This window comes from Tepidimonas taiwanensis, from assembly GCF_020162115.1.
Lineage (GTDB): Bacteria > Pseudomonadota > Gammaproteobacteria > Burkholderiales > Burkholderiaceae_C > Tepidimonas > Tepidimonas taiwanensis.
In genome coordinates this window covers 1,832,530-1,853,366 of sequence record NZ_CP083911.1, presented here as the reverse complement: position 1 = coordinate 1,853,366, position 20,837 = coordinate 1,832,530, and the positions used below count along the sequence as shown (strand labels likewise).

Here is a 20,837-nt window from a genome sequence, read left to right as displayed (position 1 = left end):
CCCAACGCATTCGAACGACATGAGCCAAGCCGCCGACCGACCGATGTTTTCCGTGGCCGACATCCGGCGCACGTTTTTGGACTTCTTCGCCCAGCGCGGCCACACCGTGGTGCCGTCCAGCCCGCTGGTGCCCGCCAACGACCCGACGTTGATGTTCACCAACTCGGGCATGGTGCAGTTCAAGGACGTCTTTCTGGGCACCGACAAGCGGCCGTACGTGCGCGCGGCGTCGGTGCAGGCGTGCCTGCGCGCCGGGGGCAAGCACAACGACCTGGAAAACGTCGGCTACACCGCGCGGCACCACACGTTCTTCGAGATGCTGGGCAACTGGTCGTTTGGCGACTACTTCAAGCGCGAGTCGCTGAAGTGGGCGTGGGAGCTGCTGACCGACGTATTCCGGCTGCCGCCCGACCGCCTGTGGGCCACCGTCTATCACGAGGACGACGAGGCCTACGACATCTGGACCAAAGAGATCGGCCTGCCGCCCGAGCGCGTGGTGCGCATCGGCGACAACAAGGGCGGCAAGTACCAGAGTGACAACTTCTGGATGATGGCCGACACGGGGCCGTGCGGACCGTGCTCGGAAATCTTTTATGACCACGGGCCCGAGGTGCCCGGCGGCCCGCCCGGCAGCCCGGATGCGGACGGCGACCGCTACATCGAGATCTGGAACAACGTGTTCATGCAGTTCGACATGCAGCCGGACGGCTCGGTGCGGCCGCTGCCGGCGCCGTGCGTGGACACGGGCATGGGGCTGGAGCGCATCGCCGCCATTCTGCAGGGCGTGCACAGCAACTACGAGATCGACCTGTTCCAGGCGCTGATCCGCGCCGCCGCGCGCGAGACGGGGGCGACGGACCTGAACAGCCCGAGTCTGCGCGTGATCGCCGACCACATCCGCGCCACGGCGTTCCTCGTCGCCGACGGTGTCATCCCCAGCAATGAAGGACGCGGCTACGTGCAGCGGCGCATCATCCGCCGCGCGATCCGCCACGGCTACAAGCTCGGGCGCAAGGCCCCGTTCTTCCACAAGCTGGTGCCGGATCTGGTCGCGCAGATGGGCGAGGCGTACCCGCACCTCGCGGCCAACGCGCAGCGCGTGATGGATGTGCTGCGGGCGGAGGAGGAGCGCTTTTACGAGACGCTCGAGCACGGCATGGCGATTCTGGACGCGGCGCTGGCCGGTGGCCAGACGACGCTGCCGGGCGACGTGGCGTTCAAGCTGCACGACACCTACGGCTTTCCACTGGACCTGACGAACGACGTCTGCCGCGAGCGTGGCGTGGCGGTGGACGTGGCCGGGTTCGAATCGGCGATGCAGCAGCAGCGCGAGCAGGCGCGCGCCGCCGGCAAGTTCAAGATGGACCGCGTGCTCGATTACGCCGGGCCGGACAACCGCTTCGTCGGTTACGAGCATCTGCAGGCGCAGGCCAAGGTGGTGGCGCTCTACCACGAGGGCACGCCGGTGGCGGAACTGAAGGCCGGCCAGTCCGGCATCGTCGTGCTGGGCGAGACGCCGTTTTATGCCGAGAGCGGCGGTCAGGTGGGCGACAGCGGCGTGCTCGTGAGCGGCTCGGCGCGCTTCGAGGTGCTCGACACGCAGAAGATCAAGGCCCAGGTGCACGGGCACCACGGCGTTGTGGCGCAGGGCGTCATTGCCGTGGGTGACCACGTGACGGCGCAGGTGGACGGTGCGCGCCGCGTGGCGACGATGCGCAACCACTCCGCCACGCACCTGATGCACAAGGCGCTGCGCGAGGTGCTGGGCGAGCACGTGCAGCAAAAGGGATCGCTGGTGACGCCGGAGCGCACGCGCTTCGACTTTGCGCACAACGCGCCGCTGACGGCGGAGCAGATCCGTGCGGTGGAGGCGCGCGTCAACGCCGAAATCCTGGCCAACACCGACACGCAGGCGCGCGTGATGGCGCTGGAGGAGGCCAAGGCCGCCGGCGCGATGATGCTGTTTGGCGAGAAGTATGGCGAGACGGTGCGCGTGCTGGATATCGGCAGCAGCCGCGAACTCTGCGGTGGCACGCACGTGCGCCGCACCGGCGACATTGGGCTGTTCAAGATCGTCGCCGAAGGCGGCGTGGCGGCGGGGGTCCGGCGCGTGGAGGCCGTCACGGGCGAGGGGGCGCTGGCGTATCTGCAGGCGCTGGAGGCGCAGGTGCACGATGCCGCGGCGGCGCTGAAGGCGCCGGTGCCGGAGCTGGTGCCGCGCATCGCCCAGGCGCAGGAGCAGATCCGCGCGCTGGAAAAGGAAGTCGCCGCGCTCAAGGGCAAGCTCGCCTCGGCGCAGGGCGACGAGCTGGCCGCGCAGGCGGTGGACGTGCAGGGGATCAAAGTGCTGGCCGCGCGGCTGGACGGCGCCGACGCCAAGACGCTGCGCGAGACGGCGGACAAGCTCAAGGACAAGCTGGGCAGCGCCGTGGTGGTGCTCGCCAGCGTGGACGCCGGCAAGGTCCAGTTGTGCGCCGGGGTGACGGCCGATCTGGTGGCGCGCGGCCTCAAGGCCGGCGAGCTGGTCAACGCCGTGGCGCAGCCGCTCGGCGGCAAAGGCGGCGGCAAGCCCGACATGGCGATGGCCGGAGGCACCGACGCGGCCCGGCTGCCCGAGGCGCTGGCGGGCGTGCGCGACTGGGTGGCGGCGCGCGTCTGATGACGCGCCCCGGGCGCTGCCGGTTCCGGGGGGCGCTCCGGGCGGTGCGCAACGGTTGGCTGGCGCGTCACTCCCCGCCGGGGTAGAGGACGCGCCCGACCCGTTCGATGTGCTCGCGCAGCGCGGGGTTGTCGATGCGCTCCCAGGCGCACAGGTCCACTTGGTACGGCAGCGACGATTCGTCGAACCGCCGGTGCAGGCGGCTGAGGGTGTCCAGGTCGATGCCCTCGCCGAACAGCGCGACGTCGATATCCGATCCCGTGCGGTGCGTGCCCAGCGCCCGCGAGCCGAACAGGACGGCGCGGGTGACGCGCGGCTCGGTGGCCAGAATCGCGCGTAGCGTCGCCAGCGTGCGGGCCGACAGGCCAAACATGGTGTCAGGGGTCATCGTTCGGCGGCCAGGCGATGCTGCAACGCGACGAAGGCCGGGTAGAACCGCTGCACGACCGCCTCGGCGATCTCGCGGGCGATCGCTTCGTTGTAGGTGTGGCTGGAGAGGTTGCGCTTGTCGATCATGTCCATCCACACCTCGCCGTCGGTGATCAGGCCGCGCTTGAACGCCTCACGCACCGTGCTGCGCGAGCCGACCAGGCCCTGGATGCCCTCCATTTCCAGGTAGTCCTTCAGCACGTTCCACGCCAGTTCGTGCGTGAACTCGAAGCCCTGGATCAGCCCCTGTTCTTCCAGATCGCTCAGCGGCCGCTCGCGCCGTAGCGTCACGGCCCGGCGGAGCTGTTCAAGGGCACGTTCGAAGTTCTGAAAACGCTGCTTCCAACGGATATCGTGCGTCATCGCGGAGAACCCTGCGGGTGTCGTTGGCGGCATGGTAGCAGCGCCCTGACCCTAACGCAGGCGCCGGTACAGGGGCTGTTCGACCCAGCGGGCGAAGGCCCACGCCACCACGAGGCCCGCGACCCAGCCGGTGCCGGCCACCCCCCAGGCGTGTGCCGTCAGGTCCGGCCAGCGCGCCAGCGCCGCGTTGCCCGCCAGCACCAACGGGTAGTGGGTCAGGAATAGCGCATAGGAACGGTCGGCTCCGGCGGCCAGCAGGCGCAGCAGCAGCGGCGGCTGCGCTATTGGTGAGGCTGGCGCATGCTGGGTTGCCCACGCCGCCAGCAGCACGGCCACCGTCAGCGACAACGCGATGCGGTCGCGCCACTCGATGGCGAGCGCGGCCACGCCGATGGCCACGATGGCCGCGACCCATGCCGCCCGGTGGCCGCGGGTGGCCTGTGCCGCCAGCACACCCAGGCCATAGCTGCCGACGAAGTACAGGGCCCACGGATCCCACTCCGGCAGGCGGTTGACGTGCAGCAGCGAGGCACCCGCCAGACCGATCAGCAGGGCCAGCGCCATTCCGTGCCGCCGTTCGGGGCGGGTCAGCCGGGTGGCCAGCCAGGCCAGACCCGCCAGCAGCGCATGGAGCTGGAAGTCGATCGCTACATACCACGCGCCCGCCGCGATGGCCGGCACATCGACGACATCGTGCAGCAGCAGCGCGTGCGCCAGCCACGTGCCCACCGAGCCCGACGCGAGTTGGAGGTCGGGTGACAGCCAGCGATGCAGCACGGTGGCGGTGCCGGCCGCCAGGGCCAGCGCCACGAGAAACGGGGGCACCAGCCGCCGGTAGCGTTGACCCACGAGAGACAGAAAACGGCGGCCATCGACCGCCTGCACCAGCGTCCCGGCGGCCAGAAAGCCCCCGACGACCAGAAACACCTGCACCGCCTTGCGGGCGTGGTCGTACAGCCAGTCCGCGGTCGCCGGCGCCTGCGCCCACAACGCGTCCGACAGCGGGCCGTACGCCGACAGGTGATGCCACACGATCAGTTGCGCGGCCACGACCTTCAGCGCATCGACGAGGGGGTGGCGAACCGGCGTCATGCGATTCCCGCCGGGGTGAGGTGTAGCCCGCTCTCGAAGCGGCGCCGCTGTCCGGTGACGGGGTCGTCGAAGGAGATGGCGCGCGCCAGCAGCTGCAGCGGCTCGGCGTAGTCCTCCGGCTCATCCGGGCCGCGGCGCGTGACGGGGTAGAACTGGTCGCCGACGATGGGGATGCCCAGCGCCGCCATGTGCACGCGCAGCTGGTGGCGCTTGCCGGTGACGGGGCGCAGCCGGTAGCGCGCCAGCGCCCCATCGGCCCCCAGGCGCTCGATCGGCTCGATCCAGGTTTCGCTGTTCGGGGGCAGCCCCTCGTCGGCGCGGGCCTCGCGCATGCGGTAGAAGGCTGCTTCGTCCTCACGCAGGTGCGTGGTGCGGCGCACGGGCCAAGGCAGGTCGCCGCGCCACGGGGCGATGGCCTCGTAGACTTTCTCGACGCGGCGCTCGCGGAACAGCCGCTGGTACGCGTCGCGGTCTTGCGCGCGCACGCTGAAAACGACCAATCCAGCCGTTTCGCGGTCGATGCGGTGCAGCGGGCTGAGTTCCGGCAGGCCCAGCGCGCGCTTGAGGCGCACGAGCAGGGTTTCGCGCACATAGCGCCCGCCGGGCGTGACCGGCAGAAAGTGCGGCTTGTCCGCCACCAGCAGGTGCTCGTCGCGGAAGACGATGCTCTCGGCGAACGGCACCGGCGCCTCGTCGGCGAGCGTGCGCCAGTAGTACACGCGCTGGCCGTGCAGGTAGGGGGTGTGTTCGGTGAGGGCGCGGCCGTCGTCGTCGACGACCTCGCCGGCGCGCAGGCGAGCGCGCCATTCGTCACGGGTGATGCGGGGCAGCCGCTCGCTCAGGTAGTCCAGCAGCGTCGGCCACGGGCAGTGGCGCAGCCGCGGCAGCGCCACGCAACTGGGCGAGACGCCGTCGCGCATCGGGATCGCGGCGTTTTTGGGCAGCCGGGCCATCGCGGCGGCATCAAAACGGGGCGCGGCCGGGCACGCGCGCAACGATGCGCAGGTCCGGCCCCACGCGGCCGACGTCGTGGAAAACCAGTGGCCAGCCGTCCTCCAGCCGCGTCAGCGGCCCCAGTGTCGTCAGCCCCACGCCTTCGCCGAGCAGGCGCGGTGCCACATAGAGCAGCAGCTCGTCCACCAGCCCGGCGCGCCACCACGAGGCGTTGAGCTGGGCGCCGGCCTCGATGTGCAGCTCGTTGACCTCGCGTTCGGCCAGGTCGGCCAGCACGGCCGCCAGGTCCACTTTCGGCGCGCCCCCGGGGGTTTTCGGGGGGCCGGGGCGGTCGATCACGGTGACTCCGCGCGCCGCGAGGGCCGCACGACGCTCGGCCGTGGCGGCCGGGTCGCTGGCGGTGTAGACGAGCACCGTCCCCGGTGGCTGCAGGATGCGCGCGGCGGGGGAGATGTCCAGCCCGGAATCGAGCACGACGCGCAGGGGCTGCCACGCCGTGGGGACGAGTCGCACGTCCAGTCGCGGATCGTCGCTGCGCACGGTGCCGATGCCGGTGAGCAGCGCGCCGGCGCGGCGGCGCCATGCGTGGCCATCGGTGCGCGCGGCCTCACCGGTGATCCATTGGCTCACGCCGTTGGGCAAGGCGGTGATGCCGTCCAGCGACGCCGCGACTTTCATGCGCACCCAGGGGCGGCCGGTGCGCATGCGTTGCCAAAAGCCGATGTTGAGTTCGTGCGTGGCGCGCGCCACGGGGTGGTCGTCCGGCAACACCTCGACCGCGATGCCGGCGGCGCGCAGCCGTTCGACACCGCGGCCGGCCACGCGCGGGTTGGGGTCGATGGCGGCAATGACGACACGGGCCACGCCCGCGACAATGAGCGCGTCGCAGCACGGCGGCGTGCGCCCGTGGTGGCTGCACGGCTCCAGCGTGACGTACGCGGTGGCCCCGCGCACGTCGGCGCCCGCGGCCTGGGCGGCGCGCAGCGCCATCACCTCGGCGTGCGCGTCGCCCGCGGCTTGTGTGTGGCCCTCGAACCGGCGGCCGTCCGGGAGCACGAGCCGGCAGGCCACGCGCGGGTTGGGGTCGGACAGGCCCACCGCGCGCTCGGCGAGCGTGATCAGCCCGTCCCAGCCCGGCTCGACCCGCGTGTCAACCGTCATGGCGGCGCGTGAAGACGAGGTCCCAGACCCCGTGGCCCAGGCGCAGACCCCGCTGCTCGAATTTCGTCAGCGGCCGGTAGTCCGGGCGCTGGGCGTAGCCGCCCAGCGCGGGGTCGGTACTCGCATTGGCCAGCCGCCGTTCGGCCGACAGGACTTCCAACATCTGCTCGGCGTAGGGCTGCCAGTCGGTGGCGCAGTGCACATAGCCGCCGGGCTTGAGCCGGCTCGCCAGCAGCGCAACGAACGGGGGCTGGATCAGCCGGCGCTTGTGGTGGCGCTTTTTGTGCCAAGGATCCGGAAAAAAGATGTGCACCCCGTCGAGCGACGCCTCGGGCAGCATGTGCGTGAGCACCTCCACCGCGTCGTGCTGGACGATGCGGATGTTGGCGATGTCCTGCTCGCCGATGCGCTTGAGCAGCGCGCCGACGCCGGGCTCGTGCACCTCGCAGCACAGAAAGTTGTCGTGCGGGCGCAGGCGCGCGATGTGGGCCGTGGCCTCGCCCATGCCAAAGCCGATTTCCAGGATCAGCGGCGCGCGCCGGCCAAAGGCGGCGTCGGCGTCCAGCGGCGTCGGCGCATACGGCAGCACGAAGCGGGGGCCCAGCGCCTGCAGCGCTTTGGCCTGGCCGGTCGTGGTGCGGCCCGCGCGGCGCACGAAGCTGCGCACGGTTTTCGGGTGCGCGACGCCGGGGGGCGCGGCGGACGGCGCCACAGCGGCGGACGGTTGGGGGGTAACGGGGGTCGGATCGGTCACGGGCTGCATTGTAGAGAGCGGTCGCCGGTGGCTCGGGTCGCATGCCCTGTGTGTCGGGCTGGCCGCCTCGTTTGGGCGTTGGGGGCGCATGCGTCCGGACCGTGTAGGCAAGCGGTCGCGTCCCCTGCAGACCGACGAGGAAGTCTTACGAGGAAGACGAACGCGCCGTGCCGTCGGAGCGGCCCCCGCGGCGAGCACCCCGGTGGCCGATGGGTGGGCCGGATGGACCGTTCAGTGGGGTGGGGCAGGGTCGACCCAACGAGCCCGCCAGGCGGTGATCCAGCGACGCAGCGATGACGCCACATCACCCTCGGTTGGGGGGAGGTCCAACACCACCGCCGCCGCGGCCACCGCGGCCAGCGGATCGTCCAGCGCGAGCGGGCGCGCGCCGTTGCCCTTGGAGAGTTTTTCGCCGTCGTCGCCCCGTACGAGCGGGGTGTGCAGGTAGCGCGGTGTGGGCAGGCCCAGCGCGCGCTGCAGCACGATCTGGCGCGGGGTGTTGTCGGCCAGGTCTTCGCCGCGCACGATGTCGGTGATGCCTTGGGCGCCGTCGTCGACGACGACGGCGAGCTGGTACGCCCACCAGCCATCGGCGCGCTTGAGCACGAAGTCGCCCACCGCGGTTTCGACGTCCTGCGCCTGCGGACCCAGGCGCCGGTCGTGCCACACGAGCGGCACCGGCAGCCCAAGGTCCGCGATCACGCGCCCGACGTGCAGCCGCCACGCGCGCGCGGGCCGGCCGCGCAGGCCGCCGGCCTCCGGCCGGCAGGTGCCGGGGTAGGGGCGCTCGACGTGGCGTGTGCGCGGCACACCGCGGGCGGTCCAGGCGGCTTCGATGTCCTGCCGGGTGCAGGCGCACGGGTAGGCCCAGCCCGCATCGACCAGGCGCTGCAGCGCCGCCGCGTAGGCGTCGCCGCGTTGCGACTGCCACCACGGTGGCTCGTCGGGCGTCAGGCCGCAGGTGGCGAGCTGTGCGAGGATGCCCTCGCCCGCGCCCGGCACGCAGCGGGGGCGGTCCACGTCCTCGATGCGCACCAGCCACGTGCCCCCGTGGGCGCGGGCGTCCAGCCAGCTCGCCAGCGCGGCAACCAGCGAGCCCGCGTGCAGCAGCCCGGTCGGCGACGGCGCGAAGCGCCCGCGGTACACCGCGCCGACGTGTCCCATCAGCCCTCCGCGATGGCCAGGGCCAGCGCCAGCCCGGACAGGAAGGCGCTTTCGACCCGGTACCCCAGGCACCAGTCGCCGCACACGCCCAGCCCACTGCGGGAGTCCCAGAGGTACGGCTCGCCCAGTGCGCGCTGCGTCTGCGCGTAGCGCCAGCGGTGCGCGACGGCGTGGCCCGGTGTGGCGCGGATGCCGGTGATTTCGGCAAAGCCCTTGAGCAGTTTGCCGGTGATGCGCTCCGCGTCGTCCTCCAGGTGTTCCGCGGACCACGCGGGGCTGGCCTGGATCACCCAGCGCTCCAGCGGCTCGCGGCCCGGTTTGCTGGACTCGCGCGCCACCCAGGCGATGCGGTGGTGGTCGCTGCGCGCGGCGTGCCAGCGCGGCCCGAGGCCGTCGAGCCCCGGTTGTGCGGCCAGCGGCCACGCAGCCATCAGCGTCCAGCACGGTGCCATCACCACCTCGTCGCGCAGCCGCGCCTGCCAGTCGGCGGCGACGGCGCTCGCGTGCAGCAGCTCCGCCGCCTGCGGCGCGGGGATCGCGAGTAGCACGGCGTCGAAGCCGCCGTGGATGGGCGGCGTGTCGTCCGCGGCGTCGAGGTGCAGCGCCCACCGCGCCGGCGCGATCGGGTCGGGCGCGAGGCGCACCACCCGCGCGTTGGCGTGGCACTGCCCCACGCTGCCGTCGATCAGCGGCTGCGCCCACGCGTGAACGAGCGCGCTCATCCCCGGCGTGGCCACCCAGCGCGTCTCACGCGCCGGCGGGGCGGCGGCGACGTGCCGGCCCAGTTCGTCGAGCACGCGCACCAGCGACACGTTCCACGGCGCGATCGGCGCGCCGGTCGCCTGCAGGGCCAGCCGGAAGCGTTCGTCACGCACCGTGAAGAACTGCGCCCCGTGGTCGAACCCGCCAAACGCCGTGCGCCGCGTGGCCATGCGCCCACCGGCGCCACGGCTTTTTTCGAACACCGTGACCTCCCAGCCCGCCTGCGCCAGCGTGCGCGCGGCGGTGATGCCGGCGATCCCGGCGCCGACGACGGCGACGCGCCCCGGTTCCGCGGATCGGGGAGACGACACCGCCTTTGGCAGCGGCTGACGCGGGCGGCGGGGCGGGGTGGCGGGCGGACGGGATGCGGGGTGGCGGGGCATGGGTGGGATGTGAGCAGGGATGCGGCGGGCGCGATGGCGCCAATCTACCAGAGTGCGGGCGACCGCCGGGCCGGTCGCGCCCCCGGTTCGGCGGTGTCCGCGTCGACATCGCCCTTCGGTATCCGCGTTGCCTGCCGGGTCGGGCAGTGGCGTCGCGGGGTGACGCGCCGGCTCAGCCGCGCGGCGGCCGGCGCATCAGCAACGCCGCGCGCGTGACCGGGTCGGCCAGCCGCTGCAGCCACCACAGCAGCGCCGGGCCCACCGGCGTGGTCTGACCGCGCCGCGCGGCCGACGCACGCCAGGCGTAGGCGGTCTGCGCCACGCGCGGCGGTAGCGTCGTCTGGCGCACCACAAGGTGGCCGGCGTCCACGTACGGCTGGACCAGCGGCTGCGGCAGCCACCCGCAGCCCAGCCCGCGCAGCTGGGCGTCCAGCTTCATCGACATCGTCGGCACCGTCAGCACATCCTGCCCGGGCAGCAGCCCGAAGGTCAGGCCCCCGCGCGGCGCGGAGTCTGCCACCGCCACGATGCGGTGCGCGCGGATGAGCTGCGGCGTCAGCGGCTCCGGGGCATTGGCCAACGGATGGTGGGGCGCGACGACGAACCAGAACGCCACTTCGCCCAGCGGTTCGGTGCGCACGTCGCCGCCGGGGGAGCGGTCCAGCGTCACACCCAGCGCCAGGTCCGCCTGGCCGCTGAGCAGCGCCTCCAGCGTGCCCGACAGCGTCTCGCCGCGCAGGCGCAGCCGCGTCGGCGCACCGAGTGCATAAAACGCCTCGCACAGCTCCAGTAGCGTGCGCGTGTCGATGACGGCGTCGGCGGCGATGGTGAGCTCCGCCTCCCACCCGGTGGCGATGCGGCGGATGCGTTGCGCGACCGCGTCCCACTCGCGCAGCAGGTGTTCGCTGGCGCGCAGCAGCTCCTCCCCGGCCGGTGTCGGTTGCGCGCGGCGCGAGCGGCGGTCGAACAGCAGCACATCCAGCGCCTCTTCGATCTGCCGCACCCGGTAGGTGAGGGCGCTGGGCACGAGGCCGAGCTCGCGCGCGGCGGCGGCGAAGCTGCCACAGCGCGCGATCGTGGCCAGCAGCGCGAGCTGCTCCGGCCCCAGCGCGGCGCGGGGCACGTGCGCATCCGGCGGGTGGGTGGCGGTGGGGGCAGGGGCCATTGTGCAACGTTCAAAACGATTGAATGATGCCATCAAACGCCGTGCACCCGCGTCGGCGCACGCCGCCGTACAGTGCGGCCATCGAAACCACGCAGCGGAGTGCCGCATGATCGTCAAACGCGCCAGCGCCGAACGCGGCTACGCCGACCACGGTTGGCTGCGCACGCACCACTCGTTCTCGTTCGCGGGGTATTTCGACCCCCGCTACATGGGCTGGGGCAACCTGCGCGTGATCAATGAGGACGTCATCGCCCCCGGCACGGGCTTCGGCATGCACGGCCACCGGGACATGGAGATCGTCACCTACGTGCTGTCGGGGACGCTGGCGCACCGCGACAGCATGGGCAACAGCGCCACCATCGGCGCCGGCGAGGTCCAGCGCATGAGCGCCGGGCGCGGCGTGATGCACAGCGAATTCAGCCACGCCGGGGGGCCCACGCACCTGCTGCAGATCTGGATCGAGCCGCGCGAGCGCGGCATCGACCCGGGGTACGAGCAAAAAACCTTCGCCGCCGCCGCCAAGCGGGGCCGGCTGCTGCCGATTGCCGTGCCGCCGGAGCAGGCCGCGGCCCTCGGCACGGGCGCGGACGCCCCCGTGCGCATCCACGCGGATGCGGCGCTGTACGCCGGGCTGTTCGACGGTGCCGAGCGTGCCACCCATCCCTTGGCGCCCGGGCGGCTGGCCTATGTGCACGTGGTGCGCGGGCGGTTGCGCATCAATGGCATGGCGTTCGCGGGCGGCGATGCGGCGATGGTGGCCGACGAAGCCGCGCTGACCCTGTCCGATGGCGAAGACGCCGAAGTGCTGCTGTTCGACCTCGCGCGCTGACGTCGCCCGGCGGACGACCGTTTCCCTACGCCCCCGGCAGCGGGGGCCTTTCTGTCCCATCCTCCAACCCTGTTGCAAGGAGTCCAACCATGCCCGATATCGTCGTCGTTTACCACTCTGGCTACGGCCACACGCAGCGCATGGCGCAGGCAGTCGCCGAGGGCGCGCTCGCGCAGCTGATCGCCATCGACGCCGACGGCAACCTGCCCGAAGGCGGCTGGGAGCAGCTCGATGCGGCCGACGCCATCATCATGGGCAGCCCGACCTACATGGGCAGCGTGAGCTGGCAGTTCAAGAAGTTCGCCGACGCCTCCAGCAAGGCGTGGTTCGTCCAGAAATGGAAGGACAAGATCTTCGCCGGCTTCACCAACAGCGCGACGATGAACGGCGACAAGCTGTCGACGCTGCACTACCTGTTCACGCTCGCGATGCAGCACGGCGGCATCTGGGTGGGCACGGCGCTGATGCCCGCCAACACCAAGGCCGCGCAGCGCAACGACGTCAACTACGTCGGCTCGTTCGCGGGGGCGATGGCGACGTCGCCCGCCGACGCCGGCGCGCAGGAGATGCTGCCGGGCGACTTGGAGACCGCCCGCCGCTTCGGCCAGCGCGTGGCGGAAGTGACGGCGCGCTGGGTGCGCTGAGCCCGGCCCCGCGCGCCGCCGCGGGTGGGGCGGGCGCGGGTGCCTACAATCGCCCGCATGTTCGTCCACCTGCGCCTGCACACCGAGTTTTCCGTCGTCGATGGCACGACGCGCATCGACGATGCAGTCGAGCGCGCGGCCGACGATGGCCAGCCGGCGCTGGCGATCACCGACCTGAACAACCTCTTCGGCGGCGTCAAGTTCTACAAGGCGGCGCGGGCGGCGGGGGTCAAGCCGCTGCTTGGTGCCGAGGTGAACCTGGACGGCCTCGACGGCACCGCCCGGTCTGCGCCGACGGGGGCACCGGTCGCGTTGCCGACGCGCGTGCTGCTGCTGGTGCAAAACCACCGCGGTTACCTCAACCTGTGCGAGCTGCTCGCCCGGGCCTGGACCCGGGGTGTCGTGCGCGACCAGGCGTTCGTGCAATGGGCGTGGCTGCAGGAGCTGGCCGAAGGGCTGATCCTGCTGTCCGGCGCGGCGTCGGGTCCGGTGGGACAGGCCCTGCTCGCCGGTGACGAGGCGCGCGCCGCGGACGTCGCACTGCGGCTGGCGCAGGCCTTCCCGCACCGCTTCTACCTGGAGGTGCAGCGCGCCGGCCGGCCCGATGACGAGCGCCACGTGCAGGCGGTGGTGCCGCTGGCGGCGCGGCTCGGCCTGCCGGTGGTGGCGACGCACCCGATCCAGTTTCTGGCACCGGAGGATTTCGAGGCGCACGAGGCGCGCGTGTGCATCGCCGAGGGGGAAATCCTGGCCAACCCCAAGCGCGTGCGGCGCTTCACGCGCGAGCAGTATTTCAAATCCGGCGCCGAGATGGCGGCGCTCTTTGCCGACCTGCCCTCCGCACTGGCCAACACGGTCGAGATCGCGCGCCGCTGCAACCTCACGCTGACGTTGGGCAAACCGCGGCTGCCGGACTTTCCCATCCCGCTGGTGGACGGCCGCCAGCTCGACACCGAGGCGTATTTCCGCCACGTCTCGCTGCAGGGGTTGGAGGAGCGCCTTGCGCACCTGTACCCGGACGAGGCCGAGCGCGCCGCGCAGCGCCCGCGCTACGTGCAGCGGCTCGAATTCGAGCTGGACACCATCGTCAAGATGGGCTTTCCCGGCTACTTCCTGATCGTGTCGGACTTCATCCAGTGGGCCAAGACGCACGGCTGCCCGGTGGGGCCGGGGCGGGGGTCGGGGGCCGGGTCGCTCGTGGCGTACGCGCTCAAGATCACGGATCTGGACCCGCTGCGCTACAACCTGCTGTTCGAGCGCTTCCTCAACCCCGAGCGGGTGTCGATGCCGGACTTCGACATCGACTTCTGCCAGGAAAACCGCGACCGCGTCATCGAGTACGTCAAGACCAAGTACGGCAAGGACGCGGTCAGCCAGATCGCCACCTTCGGCACGATGGCCGCGCGCGCGGCCATCCGCGACGTGGGGCGGGTGCTGGATTTTGCCTACGGCTTTTGCGACGGGATTTCCAAGCTCGTGCCCAACAAGCCCGGCATGAGCGTGACGCTGCAGTACCCGCCCAACCCGAAGAAGGAGGGGGACAAAAACAACTACGCGCTGGAGATGGAGCCGCTGCTGGCCGAGCGCGTGCAGAAGGAAGAAGAGGTGCGTCAGCTGATCGAGCTGGCGCAAAAGCTCGAGGGCCTGACGCGCAACGTCGGCATGCACGCGGGTGGCGTGCTGATCGCGCCGGGGAAGTTGACCGACTTCTGTCCGCTGTACCAGCAGCCCGGCAGCGACGCGGCGGTGAGCCAGTACGACAAGGACGACGTCGAGGCCGTCGGGCTGGTCAAGTTCGACTTCCTCGGGCTGGCGACACTGACCATCCTGGAGCTGGCCAAGGCCTTCATCGTCGCGCGCCACCCGGACCAGCGCGACTTCGCCTTCGAGCGCATTCCGCTCGACGACCCGGACACCTACCGGCTGTTTCAGGAGGGGCGCACCGAGGCGGTGTTCCAGTTCGAATCGCGCGGCATGCAGGCGATGCTGCGTGACGCCAAGCCAACGCGACTGGAAGACCTCATCGCCTTGAACGCCCTGTACCGCCCGGGGCCGATGGACCTGATCCCGAGCTTCGTGGCGCGCAAGCACGGGCGCGAGCCGGTGGAGTATCCGCACCCGCTGGTGGAACCGGTGCTGGCCGAGACCTACGGCATCATGGTCTACCAGGAGCAGGTGATGCAGGTTGCGCAGGTGCTGGGCGGCTACACGCTGGGCGGTGCCGACCTCCTGCGCCGTGCGATGGGCAAGAAAAAGCCCGAGGAGATGGCCAAGCACCGCGAGATCTTCCGCGAGGGCGCGGCCAAGAACGGCATCGACCAGGCCAAGGCCGACGAAATCTTCGACCTGATGGAGAAGTTCGCGGGCTACGGCTTCAACAAATCGCACGCGGCCGCGTACTCGCTGCTGGCCTACCACACGGCGTGGCTCAAGGTCCACTACACGGCGGAGTTTTTCTGCGCCAACATGACCATCGAAATCGACGACACCGACAAGCTCAAGGTGCTCGTCGAGGACGCGCGCACGTTTGGCATCCGCTTCGAGCCGCCGGACATCAACCGCGGCACCTATCGGTTCGAGCCGATCGACGACCGCACCATCCGCTACGGGCTGGGGGCGGTCAAGGGCACGGGCCAGCAGGCCATCGAGGCCATCGTCGCGGCGCGCGAAGGGCGCGGCGTGGGACCCAGCGGCCACGTCGCCGGGCCGTTCGCGAGCCTATTCGACTTCTGCTCGCGCGTGGACCGCGCGCGCGTGAACAAACGCACCGTCGAGGCGCTGATCAAGGCCGGCGCGTTCGATACGTTGCACCGTGACCGCGCGGTGCTGCTGGCGTCGCTGGACCGCGCGTTCGAGTGGGCCGCGGCGCAGGAGGCCAACGCGCTGCAGGGCGGGCTGTTCGACGTGCTCGGCGACGGCGGCCACGGCGCATCGACCGAAACGCCGCCGCTGGTCGATGTGACGCCGTGGGGGGTGAAAGAGCGCCTGTCGCACGAGAAGGCGGCGCTCGGCTTCTATTTCTCCGGCCACCTGTTCGACGAGGCCGAGGCCGAGGTGCGGCGCTTCGCCAAGGTGCGGCTGGCGGATGTGGTCGACAGCCGCGAGCCCTTCCTCGTCGCGGGCATCGTGGGCGAGCTGCGCATCGTCAACGGCCAGCGTGGCAAGGTGGCGATTTTTGCGCTCGACGACAAGACCGCGGTGCTGGAAGCCACCGCCGACGAGGCGCTGATCCAGGCGCACCGCACGCTGCTCAAGGATGACGAGCTGGTCATCGCGCAGGTGCTGGCGCAGCCGGACCGCTTCTCGGGCGGCTTGCGCCTGAAGGTCCAGCAGTTGTGGGATTTGCCCACCGCGCGCTGCCGCTTCGGGCGCTACCTGCGCGTCGCGGTGCGGGAGACCCTCCCGGACATCGCCGCCGTGGTGCGCGATTTTCCGCCGCAGCGCGAGGTGACCGAGCACGGCGAGCTGCGGCGCGCGCTGCCGGTGCGGGTGGTGCTGCGGCGCCCGACGGCGCGCTGCGAGCTGCAATTGGGCGAGCGCGCCCACTTCTTTCCGACCGATGCGGCGCTGGCGCGCTGGATGGCCCAGGCCGACGAACGCCAAGCCGAGGTGATCTATGACTGACGAGCCGTCCACGTCCCCCTCGCCGGCATCGCCCATGCGGCAGCCGTACCGGCGGACGGAGTGGCGCACCGAGTGGCAGACGCTGCGCGAGCAGTGGCACGTGATGACCTTCTACGAGCGCTTCGAGCAGGTCGTCGCGATGGTGCTGTCGGCCATCATCGCCGTCATCATCGTGATCTCGCTGATCCAGCTGATGCAGCTCGTGTTCACGATGCTGCTGGTCGATGCGTTCAACCCGCTGGACCACGCGGTGTTCCAGACCGTGTTCGGCGCGATCATGACGCTGCTGATCGCGATGGAATTCAAGCACTCCATCATCAAGGTCGCGTTTCGCCACGAGAATATCATCCAGGTCAAGACCGTGCTGCTGATCGCGCTGCTGGCGCTGGCGCGCAAATTCGTCATCCTCGACCCTGGCATCGCGCCGGCGAAGGTGGCGGCGCTGGCCGGCGCGACGCTGGCGCTGGGCGTGACGTACTGGTTGTTGCGCGAGCGGGACGACCGGCTGCGTGCGAGCCGTGACGCGGCCGCTTCTGCCAACCCCCACCGGGACGGTGTCTGATGTTTCCTTCGACCACCCCTTATTCCACTCCCGACCGCTGGCTGCGGCGCCTGCACGTGTTGGGCCTGTGGCTGGCCGTGCTGCTGGTGCTGTGGTATGCGCTGCCGTGGCTACAGGCGCGCTGGGCCGCGCCGGCGGAGTCGGCACCGCGCACCGTCACGCCCCGCGGGGATCTGGCTGCCGATGAACAGGCCACCATCGAGTTGTTCGAGCGGGCGCGCGACTCCGTCGTGTTCATCAGCACCGCGCAGGTCGTGCGCGATGCGTGGACCCGCAACGTGTTTACCGTGCCGCGCGGTACCGGTTCCGGTTTCGTGTGGGACGAGGCAGGCCACATCGTCACCAACTTCCACGTCATCGAAGGCGCGTCGCAGGCGACGGTGCGGCTCGCCGACGGGCGCGACTACGCCGCGGCGCTGGTGGGCGCGTCGCCCGCGCACGATATCGCGGTGCTGCGTATTGGTGTGGGCTTCAAGCGGCCCCCGCCGGTGCCGATCGGCACCAGCCACGACCTGAAGGTCGGGCAGAAGGTGTTTGCGATCGGCAACCCGTTCGGGCTGGACTGGACGCTGACGACCGGGATCGTCTCGGCGCTGGACCGCTCGTTGCCCAACGAACGCGGCGGGCCCCCGATCGAGCACCTGATCCAGACCGACGCCGCGATCAACCCGGGCAACTCCGGTGGGCCGCTACTCGACTCGGCCGGGCGGCTCATCGGCATCAACACCGCGATCTACAGCCCCTCCGGCGCGTCGGCGGGTATCGGCTTTGCCGTGCCGGTGGACACGGTGATGCGCGTGGTGCCGCAGCTCATCGCCACCGGCCGCTACATCCGCCCGGCGCTGGGCATCGAGGCCGACGAGGGCGTGAACCAGCGCTTGACGGCGCTGACGGGGGCGGAAGGGGTGTTCGTGCTGCGGGTCCTGCCGGGTTCGGCGGCGCAAAAGGCCGGACTGGAGGGGGCGCGGCTGGGGCCGCAGGGCATCGAGCCGGGCGACGTCATCGTCGCGGTCGAGGGCAAGCCCGTGCGGTCGGTGCCGGAGTTGCTCGCGCGCCTGGATGACCACCGCGTCGGCGATACGGTGCGCGTGACGGTGCGGCGGGGCGATGTGACGCGCGAAGTCGCGGTGACGCTGCAGCCGGGCACATGAGCAGCTGAGCGCCCACGTCGGTTGCGCGGCCTCCGGTGCCGGGGCCAGACCCCGCTCTCGCGGGGCCGCATCGATCCGTTGTGCGCCCAAAGCGGCTGTGTCACTCCTGCGGCCGAAAGCCCAGAATCAGCGTCGGCGGCACACGGCCGTTCTCGTCACGCGGCAGGCGCGCGGTGCGCTCGATCGCGCGCAGCACCGCGTCGTCCCAGGCGCGGTGGCCGCTGGACTTGAGGAGGCGGCTGCTCAGGATCGTGCCGTCGGGCAGCGTGCGCACCTCCACCTCGGCGCGCGGGTTGCCGGGCACACTGTCGGCAAAGACGATGTTGGGCCGGATGTGCGCGACGAGCTTGCCGGCGTAGCTGGCCGAGGGGCCGGCGTCGCGCTCGGCCGTGCCGCGCGCGCCGGGGCCGCCGGTGGCATTGGCCTGACCGAGGATGCGCTCCAGATTCCGCTGGCGTTCCGCTTCCAACTGCGCGCGCTCCCGCTCGGCCCGCTCGCGGGCCGCCTTTTCCTGTGCGGCTTTGTCCCGTGCGGCTTGCTCCCGGGCCGCCTTGGCCGCCTGCTCGCGCTGGGCCTTTTCGCGCTCGGCACGCTCCCGTGCGGCTTTTTCCCGTTCCGCCTTTTCGCGTTGTGCCTTTTCCTGCACCGCGCGTTCTTCGGCCAGACGCCGGGCCTCCGCCTCGCGCCGGCGCTGCTCGTCCCGTTGCCGCTGCACGGCGATGTCCGCGTCGCGGCGGGCTGGCTCGGCCGCGGGGGGCGGCGCGGCGGGACGGGGCGCCGGTTCCGGCGGCGCGGGGGGCGGGGGCGGTGGCTCCTGCGCCCGAGGAGCGGCCACTTGGGGCAGGGTCGACCACAGTTCGGCCGAGGCCACGACCGTCGTTTCCCGCTGCCACGCCAGCCCCCATGCCAGTGCGAGCGCCAGCAGGCCATGCGCCAGCAGCGCCAGCGCCCACGGCACCCACCCCCCGCGATCGGCGGGGGGGCTCAGGTCGAGGTCGTCCGCGGTGGCCTGCATGGCGGTGGTGTCAGCGTCGTGTGGCGTCGGCCTGCACGGCCAGCCCGACGCGCGCCACGCCCGCGCGCTGGAGCGCGTCCATCACCTGCATCACCTGCTCGTACGCGACCCGCTTGTCGCCGCTGATGATGACGGGCACGGCGTCGGGCGGCGTGCTGCCGTCACCGGCCTGCAGGGCTTTGACGCGCGTGGGCAGCTCCGCGAGGGCGACGGGATCGTCTCCAGTGCCCGAGCGCGCGCTGTCGCGCAGCCGCAGCCGACCGTCGCGTTCGATGATCACCTGCACGAACCGCTCCGGCTGGCGCGCGGCCTGACCGACGCTGGGCAGCTCCACCTGGCTCGGCACGATCAGCGGTGCCGTCACCATGAAGATGATCAGCAGCACCAGCATCACGTCGATGAACGGCACCATGTTGATCTCGGTGATCGCGCGGCGGCCGCGGTGGCGGGGGGCGAGGGCGGGCATGCGGCAGGACTGCGAGGGGCGGTGGTGGGCGGATCGCGGACGGTCAGTGGCCCGCGGGCGTGGCACCGGCGTGGCGGTGCAGGATGTTGGAGAACTCCTCGATGAAGGTTTCGAGCCGGTTGGCCATGCGGTCGATATCGTGCGCGAAGCGGTTGTACGCCACCACCGCGGGGATGGCGGCGAAGAGGCCGATCGCGGTGGCCACGAGCGCCTCGGCGATCGCCGGCGCCACGGTCGCCAGCGTCACTTGGGTCAACGCCGCCAGCCCGGTGAACGCGTGCATGATGCCCCAGACGGTTCCGAACAAGCCGACGTAGGGCGAGACCGACCCGACCGACCCGAGGAACGACAGGTTGACCTCCAGCGCGTCCAGTTCGCGTTGGTAGGCCGCGCGCATCGCGCGCCGCGCCCCGTCGAGCAGCGCGTCCGGCTGCGTGATGCGGCGCTCGCGCAGCTTCTGGAACTCGCGCATGCCGCTGGCAAAGATGCGCTCCATCGGGCTGCCTTCGCGCGCGTTGCGCGTCGCGACGACGTAGAGGTCCTGCAGGCTGCCGCCGGACCAGAAGTCGCGCTCGAACGCGTCGGTCAGGCGCCGCACGCGCTTGAGCGCGAAGACCTTGCGAAAAATCGCCGCCCAGCTCATGATGGACACGCCGATGAGCAGCAGCACCACCGCCTGGACCACCCAGGAGGCGTTGAGCATCAGTTCGACGACGGAGAAGGTGTGGGTCATGGGTGCAGATCCCGGTCGGTGGGCGCGGGCCGTGTCGCGCGCAGGCGCTGCGCGAGCGCGGCGGGCAGGCGTGCCGGTCGCAGCGTCGCTGCCTCGACCCAGCCGATGCGCACCGTGCCCTCACACAGCAGGGTGGGCGCATCGGCCACGCGCCACGCCTGCTGGTGCAGTGTCACCGAAGCGCGGCCGAGTTCCCGCACCGTGGTGTGCACCTCCAGCCGGTCGTCCAGCCGCGCCGGTTGCAGGTAGCGTACCTCCGCCGCGCTGACGACGAACATGCCGCCGGTTTGCTCGCGCAGCGTGTGCTGCTCCAGCCCGAGCCCGCGCAGCCACTCGGTGCGCGCGCGCTCGAAAAACTTCAGGTAGTTCGCGTAATAGACGATGCCGCCCGCGTCGGTGTCTTCCCAGTAGACGCGTATCGGCCAGGTGTGGCGCGGGGCGGATGCGTCAGCCGCGGCGGGCGGGGTCACGGGCCACCTCCTCGCCGCGCACCTGTGGTGCGAGCCGGTTGAGCACGCCATTGACGAACTTGTGGCCGTCGGTACCGCCGAACGCTTTGGCCAGCTCGATGCACTCGTTGATGACGACGCGCCACGGGACGTCCGGGCAGTGCAGGAACTCGTAGGCACCGATCCACAGGACGGCGTGCTCGATCGGTGACAGCTCCGCGAGCGGCCGATCGAGCAGCGGCGCCAGCCGCGCGTCGAGCTCGGCGCTTTCCGCGATACAGCCATGGAGCAGCGCGTCGTAGTGCGCGCTGTCGGCCTTGTGGAAGCCGCTCAGGTCGCGGGTAAATGCGTCGATGTCCTGCGCGGCGTTGCGGCCGACCAGGTGCTGGTACAGCCCCTGCAGGGCGAACTCGCGCGCCCGGGTGCGGGCGGATTTTTCCGAACTTTTGGTCATGGGCGTTATTGTCCCAGACCGCGC

General features: G+C 71.3%; 20 protein-coding genes. 6 read left to right on the top strand and 14 right to left on the bottom strand.

Features of this window, described 5'->3' with window-relative positions:
* The first annotated feature begins 19 nt into the window (after window positions 1–19).
* A complete protein-coding gene (gene alaS / locus LCC91_RS08720) occupies window positions 20–2,659 on the top strand; it encodes an alanine--tRNA ligase (protein WP_043698463.1) in 2,640 nt (879 codons plus the stop codon).
* A gap of 67 nt (window positions 2,660–2,726) precedes the next feature.
* Here alaS and LCC91_RS08715 read toward each other — a convergent pair whose 3' ends face one another.
* The 9 genes from LCC91_RS08715 to LCC91_RS08675 all read right to left on the bottom strand — a co-directional run bounded on the left by LCC91_RS08715 (window position 2,727) and on the right by LCC91_RS08675 (window position 10,886).
* Window positions 2,727–3,032 carry a nucleotidyltransferase family protein gene (locus LCC91_RS08715; protein ID WP_052231348.1) on the bottom strand — a complete coding sequence of 102 codons (306 nt, stop codon included), beginning with the start codon at window positions 3,030–3,032 and terminating at the stop codon, window positions 2,727–2,729.
* Between the two features lie 11 nt (window positions 3,033–3,043).
* Window positions 3,044–3,451: a nucleotidyltransferase substrate binding protein gene (locus tag LCC91_RS08710; RefSeq protein WP_043698469.1), complete on the bottom strand. Its 408-nt coding sequence runs from the start codon at window positions 3,449–3,451 to the stop codon at window positions 3,044–3,046.
* A 51-nt stretch (window positions 3,452–3,502) separates the two neighbouring features.
* Window positions 3,503–4,543, bottom strand: coding sequence for an acyltransferase family protein (locus LCC91_RS08705; RefSeq protein WP_058615697.1), 1,041 nt, complete (start codon window positions 4,541–4,543; stop codon window positions 3,503–3,505).
* Window positions 4,540–5,496: a pseudouridine synthase gene (locus LCC91_RS08700; RefSeq protein WP_043698628.1), complete on the bottom strand. Its 957-nt coding sequence runs from the start codon at window positions 5,494–5,496 to the stop codon at window positions 4,540–4,542. Before LCC91_RS08700 ends, LCC91_RS08705 begins: the two co-directional genes overlap by 4 nt.
* Window positions 5,497–5,506: 10 nt before the next feature.
* A complete protein-coding gene (ribD, locus tag LCC91_RS08695) occupies window positions 5,507–6,658 on the bottom strand; it encodes a bifunctional diaminohydroxyphosphoribosylaminopyrimidine deaminase/5-amino-6-(5-phosphoribosylamino)uracil reductase RibD (RefSeq protein ID WP_052231349.1) in 1,152 nt (383 codons plus the stop codon).
* Window positions 6,648–7,421: a tRNA (guanosine(46)-N7)-methyltransferase TrmB gene (trmB, locus tag LCC91_RS08690; protein WP_043698475.1), complete on the bottom strand. Its 774-nt coding sequence runs from the start codon at window positions 7,419–7,421 to the stop codon at window positions 6,648–6,650. Before trmB ends, ribD begins: the two co-directional genes overlap by 11 nt.
* A 222-nt stretch (window positions 7,422–7,643) precedes the next feature.
* Window positions 7,644–8,576: a tRNA glutamyl-Q(34) synthetase GluQRS gene (gene gluQRS, locus LCC91_RS08685; protein ID WP_043698478.1), complete on the bottom strand. Its 933-nt coding sequence runs from the start codon at window positions 8,574–8,576 to the stop codon at window positions 7,644–7,646.
* Entirely contained in the window at window positions 8,576–9,721 is a 1,146-nt protein-coding gene (locus LCC91_RS08680) for an NAD(P)/FAD-dependent oxidoreductase (RefSeq protein WP_082007422.1), read from the bottom strand. The genes gluQRS and LCC91_RS08680 overlap by 1 nt, the downstream gene beginning before the upstream one ends.
* Window positions 9,722–9,893: 172 nt before the next feature.
* Entirely contained in the window at window positions 9,894–10,886 is a 993-nt protein-coding gene (locus LCC91_RS08675; protein WP_143898556.1) for a LysR family transcriptional regulator, read from the bottom strand.
* Between the two features lie 106 nt (window positions 10,887–10,992).
* Between LCC91_RS08675 and LCC91_RS08670 the strand changes: the two genes are divergently transcribed.
* From LCC91_RS08670 to LCC91_RS08650, 5 genes are all read left to right on the top strand, one after another.
* Window positions 10,993–11,715, top strand: a complete 723-nt coding sequence (locus tag LCC91_RS08670; RefSeq protein ID WP_043698484.1) for a pirin family protein — start codon at window positions 10,993–10,995, stop codon at window positions 11,713–11,715.
* An 89-nt stretch (window positions 11,716–11,804) separates the two neighbouring features.
* Window positions 11,805–12,359, top strand: a complete 555-nt coding sequence (locus tag LCC91_RS08665; protein ID WP_043698487.1) for a flavodoxin family protein — start codon at window positions 11,805–11,807, stop codon at window positions 12,357–12,359.
* 57 nt (window positions 12,360–12,416) lie between these two features.
* Window positions 12,417–15,983, top strand: a complete 3,567-nt coding sequence (gene dnaE, locus LCC91_RS08660) for a DNA polymerase III subunit alpha (protein WP_043698490.1) — start codon at window positions 12,417–12,419, stop codon at window positions 15,981–15,983.
* 34 nt (window positions 15,984–16,017) lie between these two features.
* Window positions 16,018–16,545 carry a phosphate-starvation-inducible PsiE family protein gene (locus LCC91_RS08655; protein ID WP_043698493.1) on the top strand — a complete coding sequence of 176 codons (528 nt, stop codon included), beginning with the start codon at window positions 16,018–16,020 and terminating at the stop codon, window positions 16,543–16,545.
* The gene (locus LCC91_RS08650; protein WP_052231351.1) at window positions 16,545–17,696 is read left to right on the top strand and encodes a S1C family serine protease; all 1,152 of its coding nucleotides are present in this window, start codon (window positions 16,545–16,547) and stop codon (window positions 17,694–17,696) included. The genes LCC91_RS08655 and LCC91_RS08650 overlap by 1 nt, the downstream gene beginning before the upstream one ends.
* Before the next feature lie 100 nt (window positions 17,697–17,796).
* On the opposite strand, the gene tolA is transcribed toward LCC91_RS08650, so the two are convergent.
* Genes tolA through nusB form a run of 5 tightly spaced genes read right to left on the bottom strand, consistent with a single transcriptional unit; the run spans window position 17,797 to window position 20,813 of the window.
* Entirely contained in the window at window positions 17,797–18,711 is a 915-nt protein-coding gene (tolA, locus tag LCC91_RS08645) for a cell envelope integrity protein TolA (RefSeq protein ID WP_043698499.1), read from the bottom strand.
* Window positions 18,712–18,721: 10 nt separating this feature from the next.
* A complete protein-coding gene (locus LCC91_RS08640; RefSeq protein WP_043698502.1) occupies window positions 18,722–19,177 on the bottom strand; it encodes an ExbD/TolR family protein in 456 nt (151 codons plus the stop codon).
* Window positions 19,178–19,220: 43 nt separating this feature from the next.
* Window positions 19,221–19,910: a protein TolQ gene (gene tolQ, locus LCC91_RS08635; RefSeq protein WP_043698505.1), complete on the bottom strand. Its 690-nt coding sequence runs from the start codon at window positions 19,908–19,910 to the stop codon at window positions 19,221–19,223.
* The gene (ybgC, locus tag LCC91_RS08630) at window positions 19,907–20,380 is read right to left on the bottom strand and encodes a tol-pal system-associated acyl-CoA thioesterase (RefSeq protein WP_052231352.1); all 474 of its coding nucleotides are present in this window, start codon (window positions 20,378–20,380) and stop codon (window positions 19,907–19,909) included. The genes tolQ and ybgC overlap by 4 nt, the downstream gene beginning before the upstream one ends.
* On the bottom strand, window positions 20,358–20,813 hold the full coding sequence (nusB, locus tag LCC91_RS08625) for a transcription antitermination factor NusB (protein ID WP_043698508.1): 456 nt from the start codon (window positions 20,811–20,813) through the stop codon (window positions 20,358–20,360). The genes ybgC and nusB overlap by 23 nt, the downstream gene beginning before the upstream one ends.
* Window positions 20,814–20,837 lie beyond the last annotated feature (24 nt).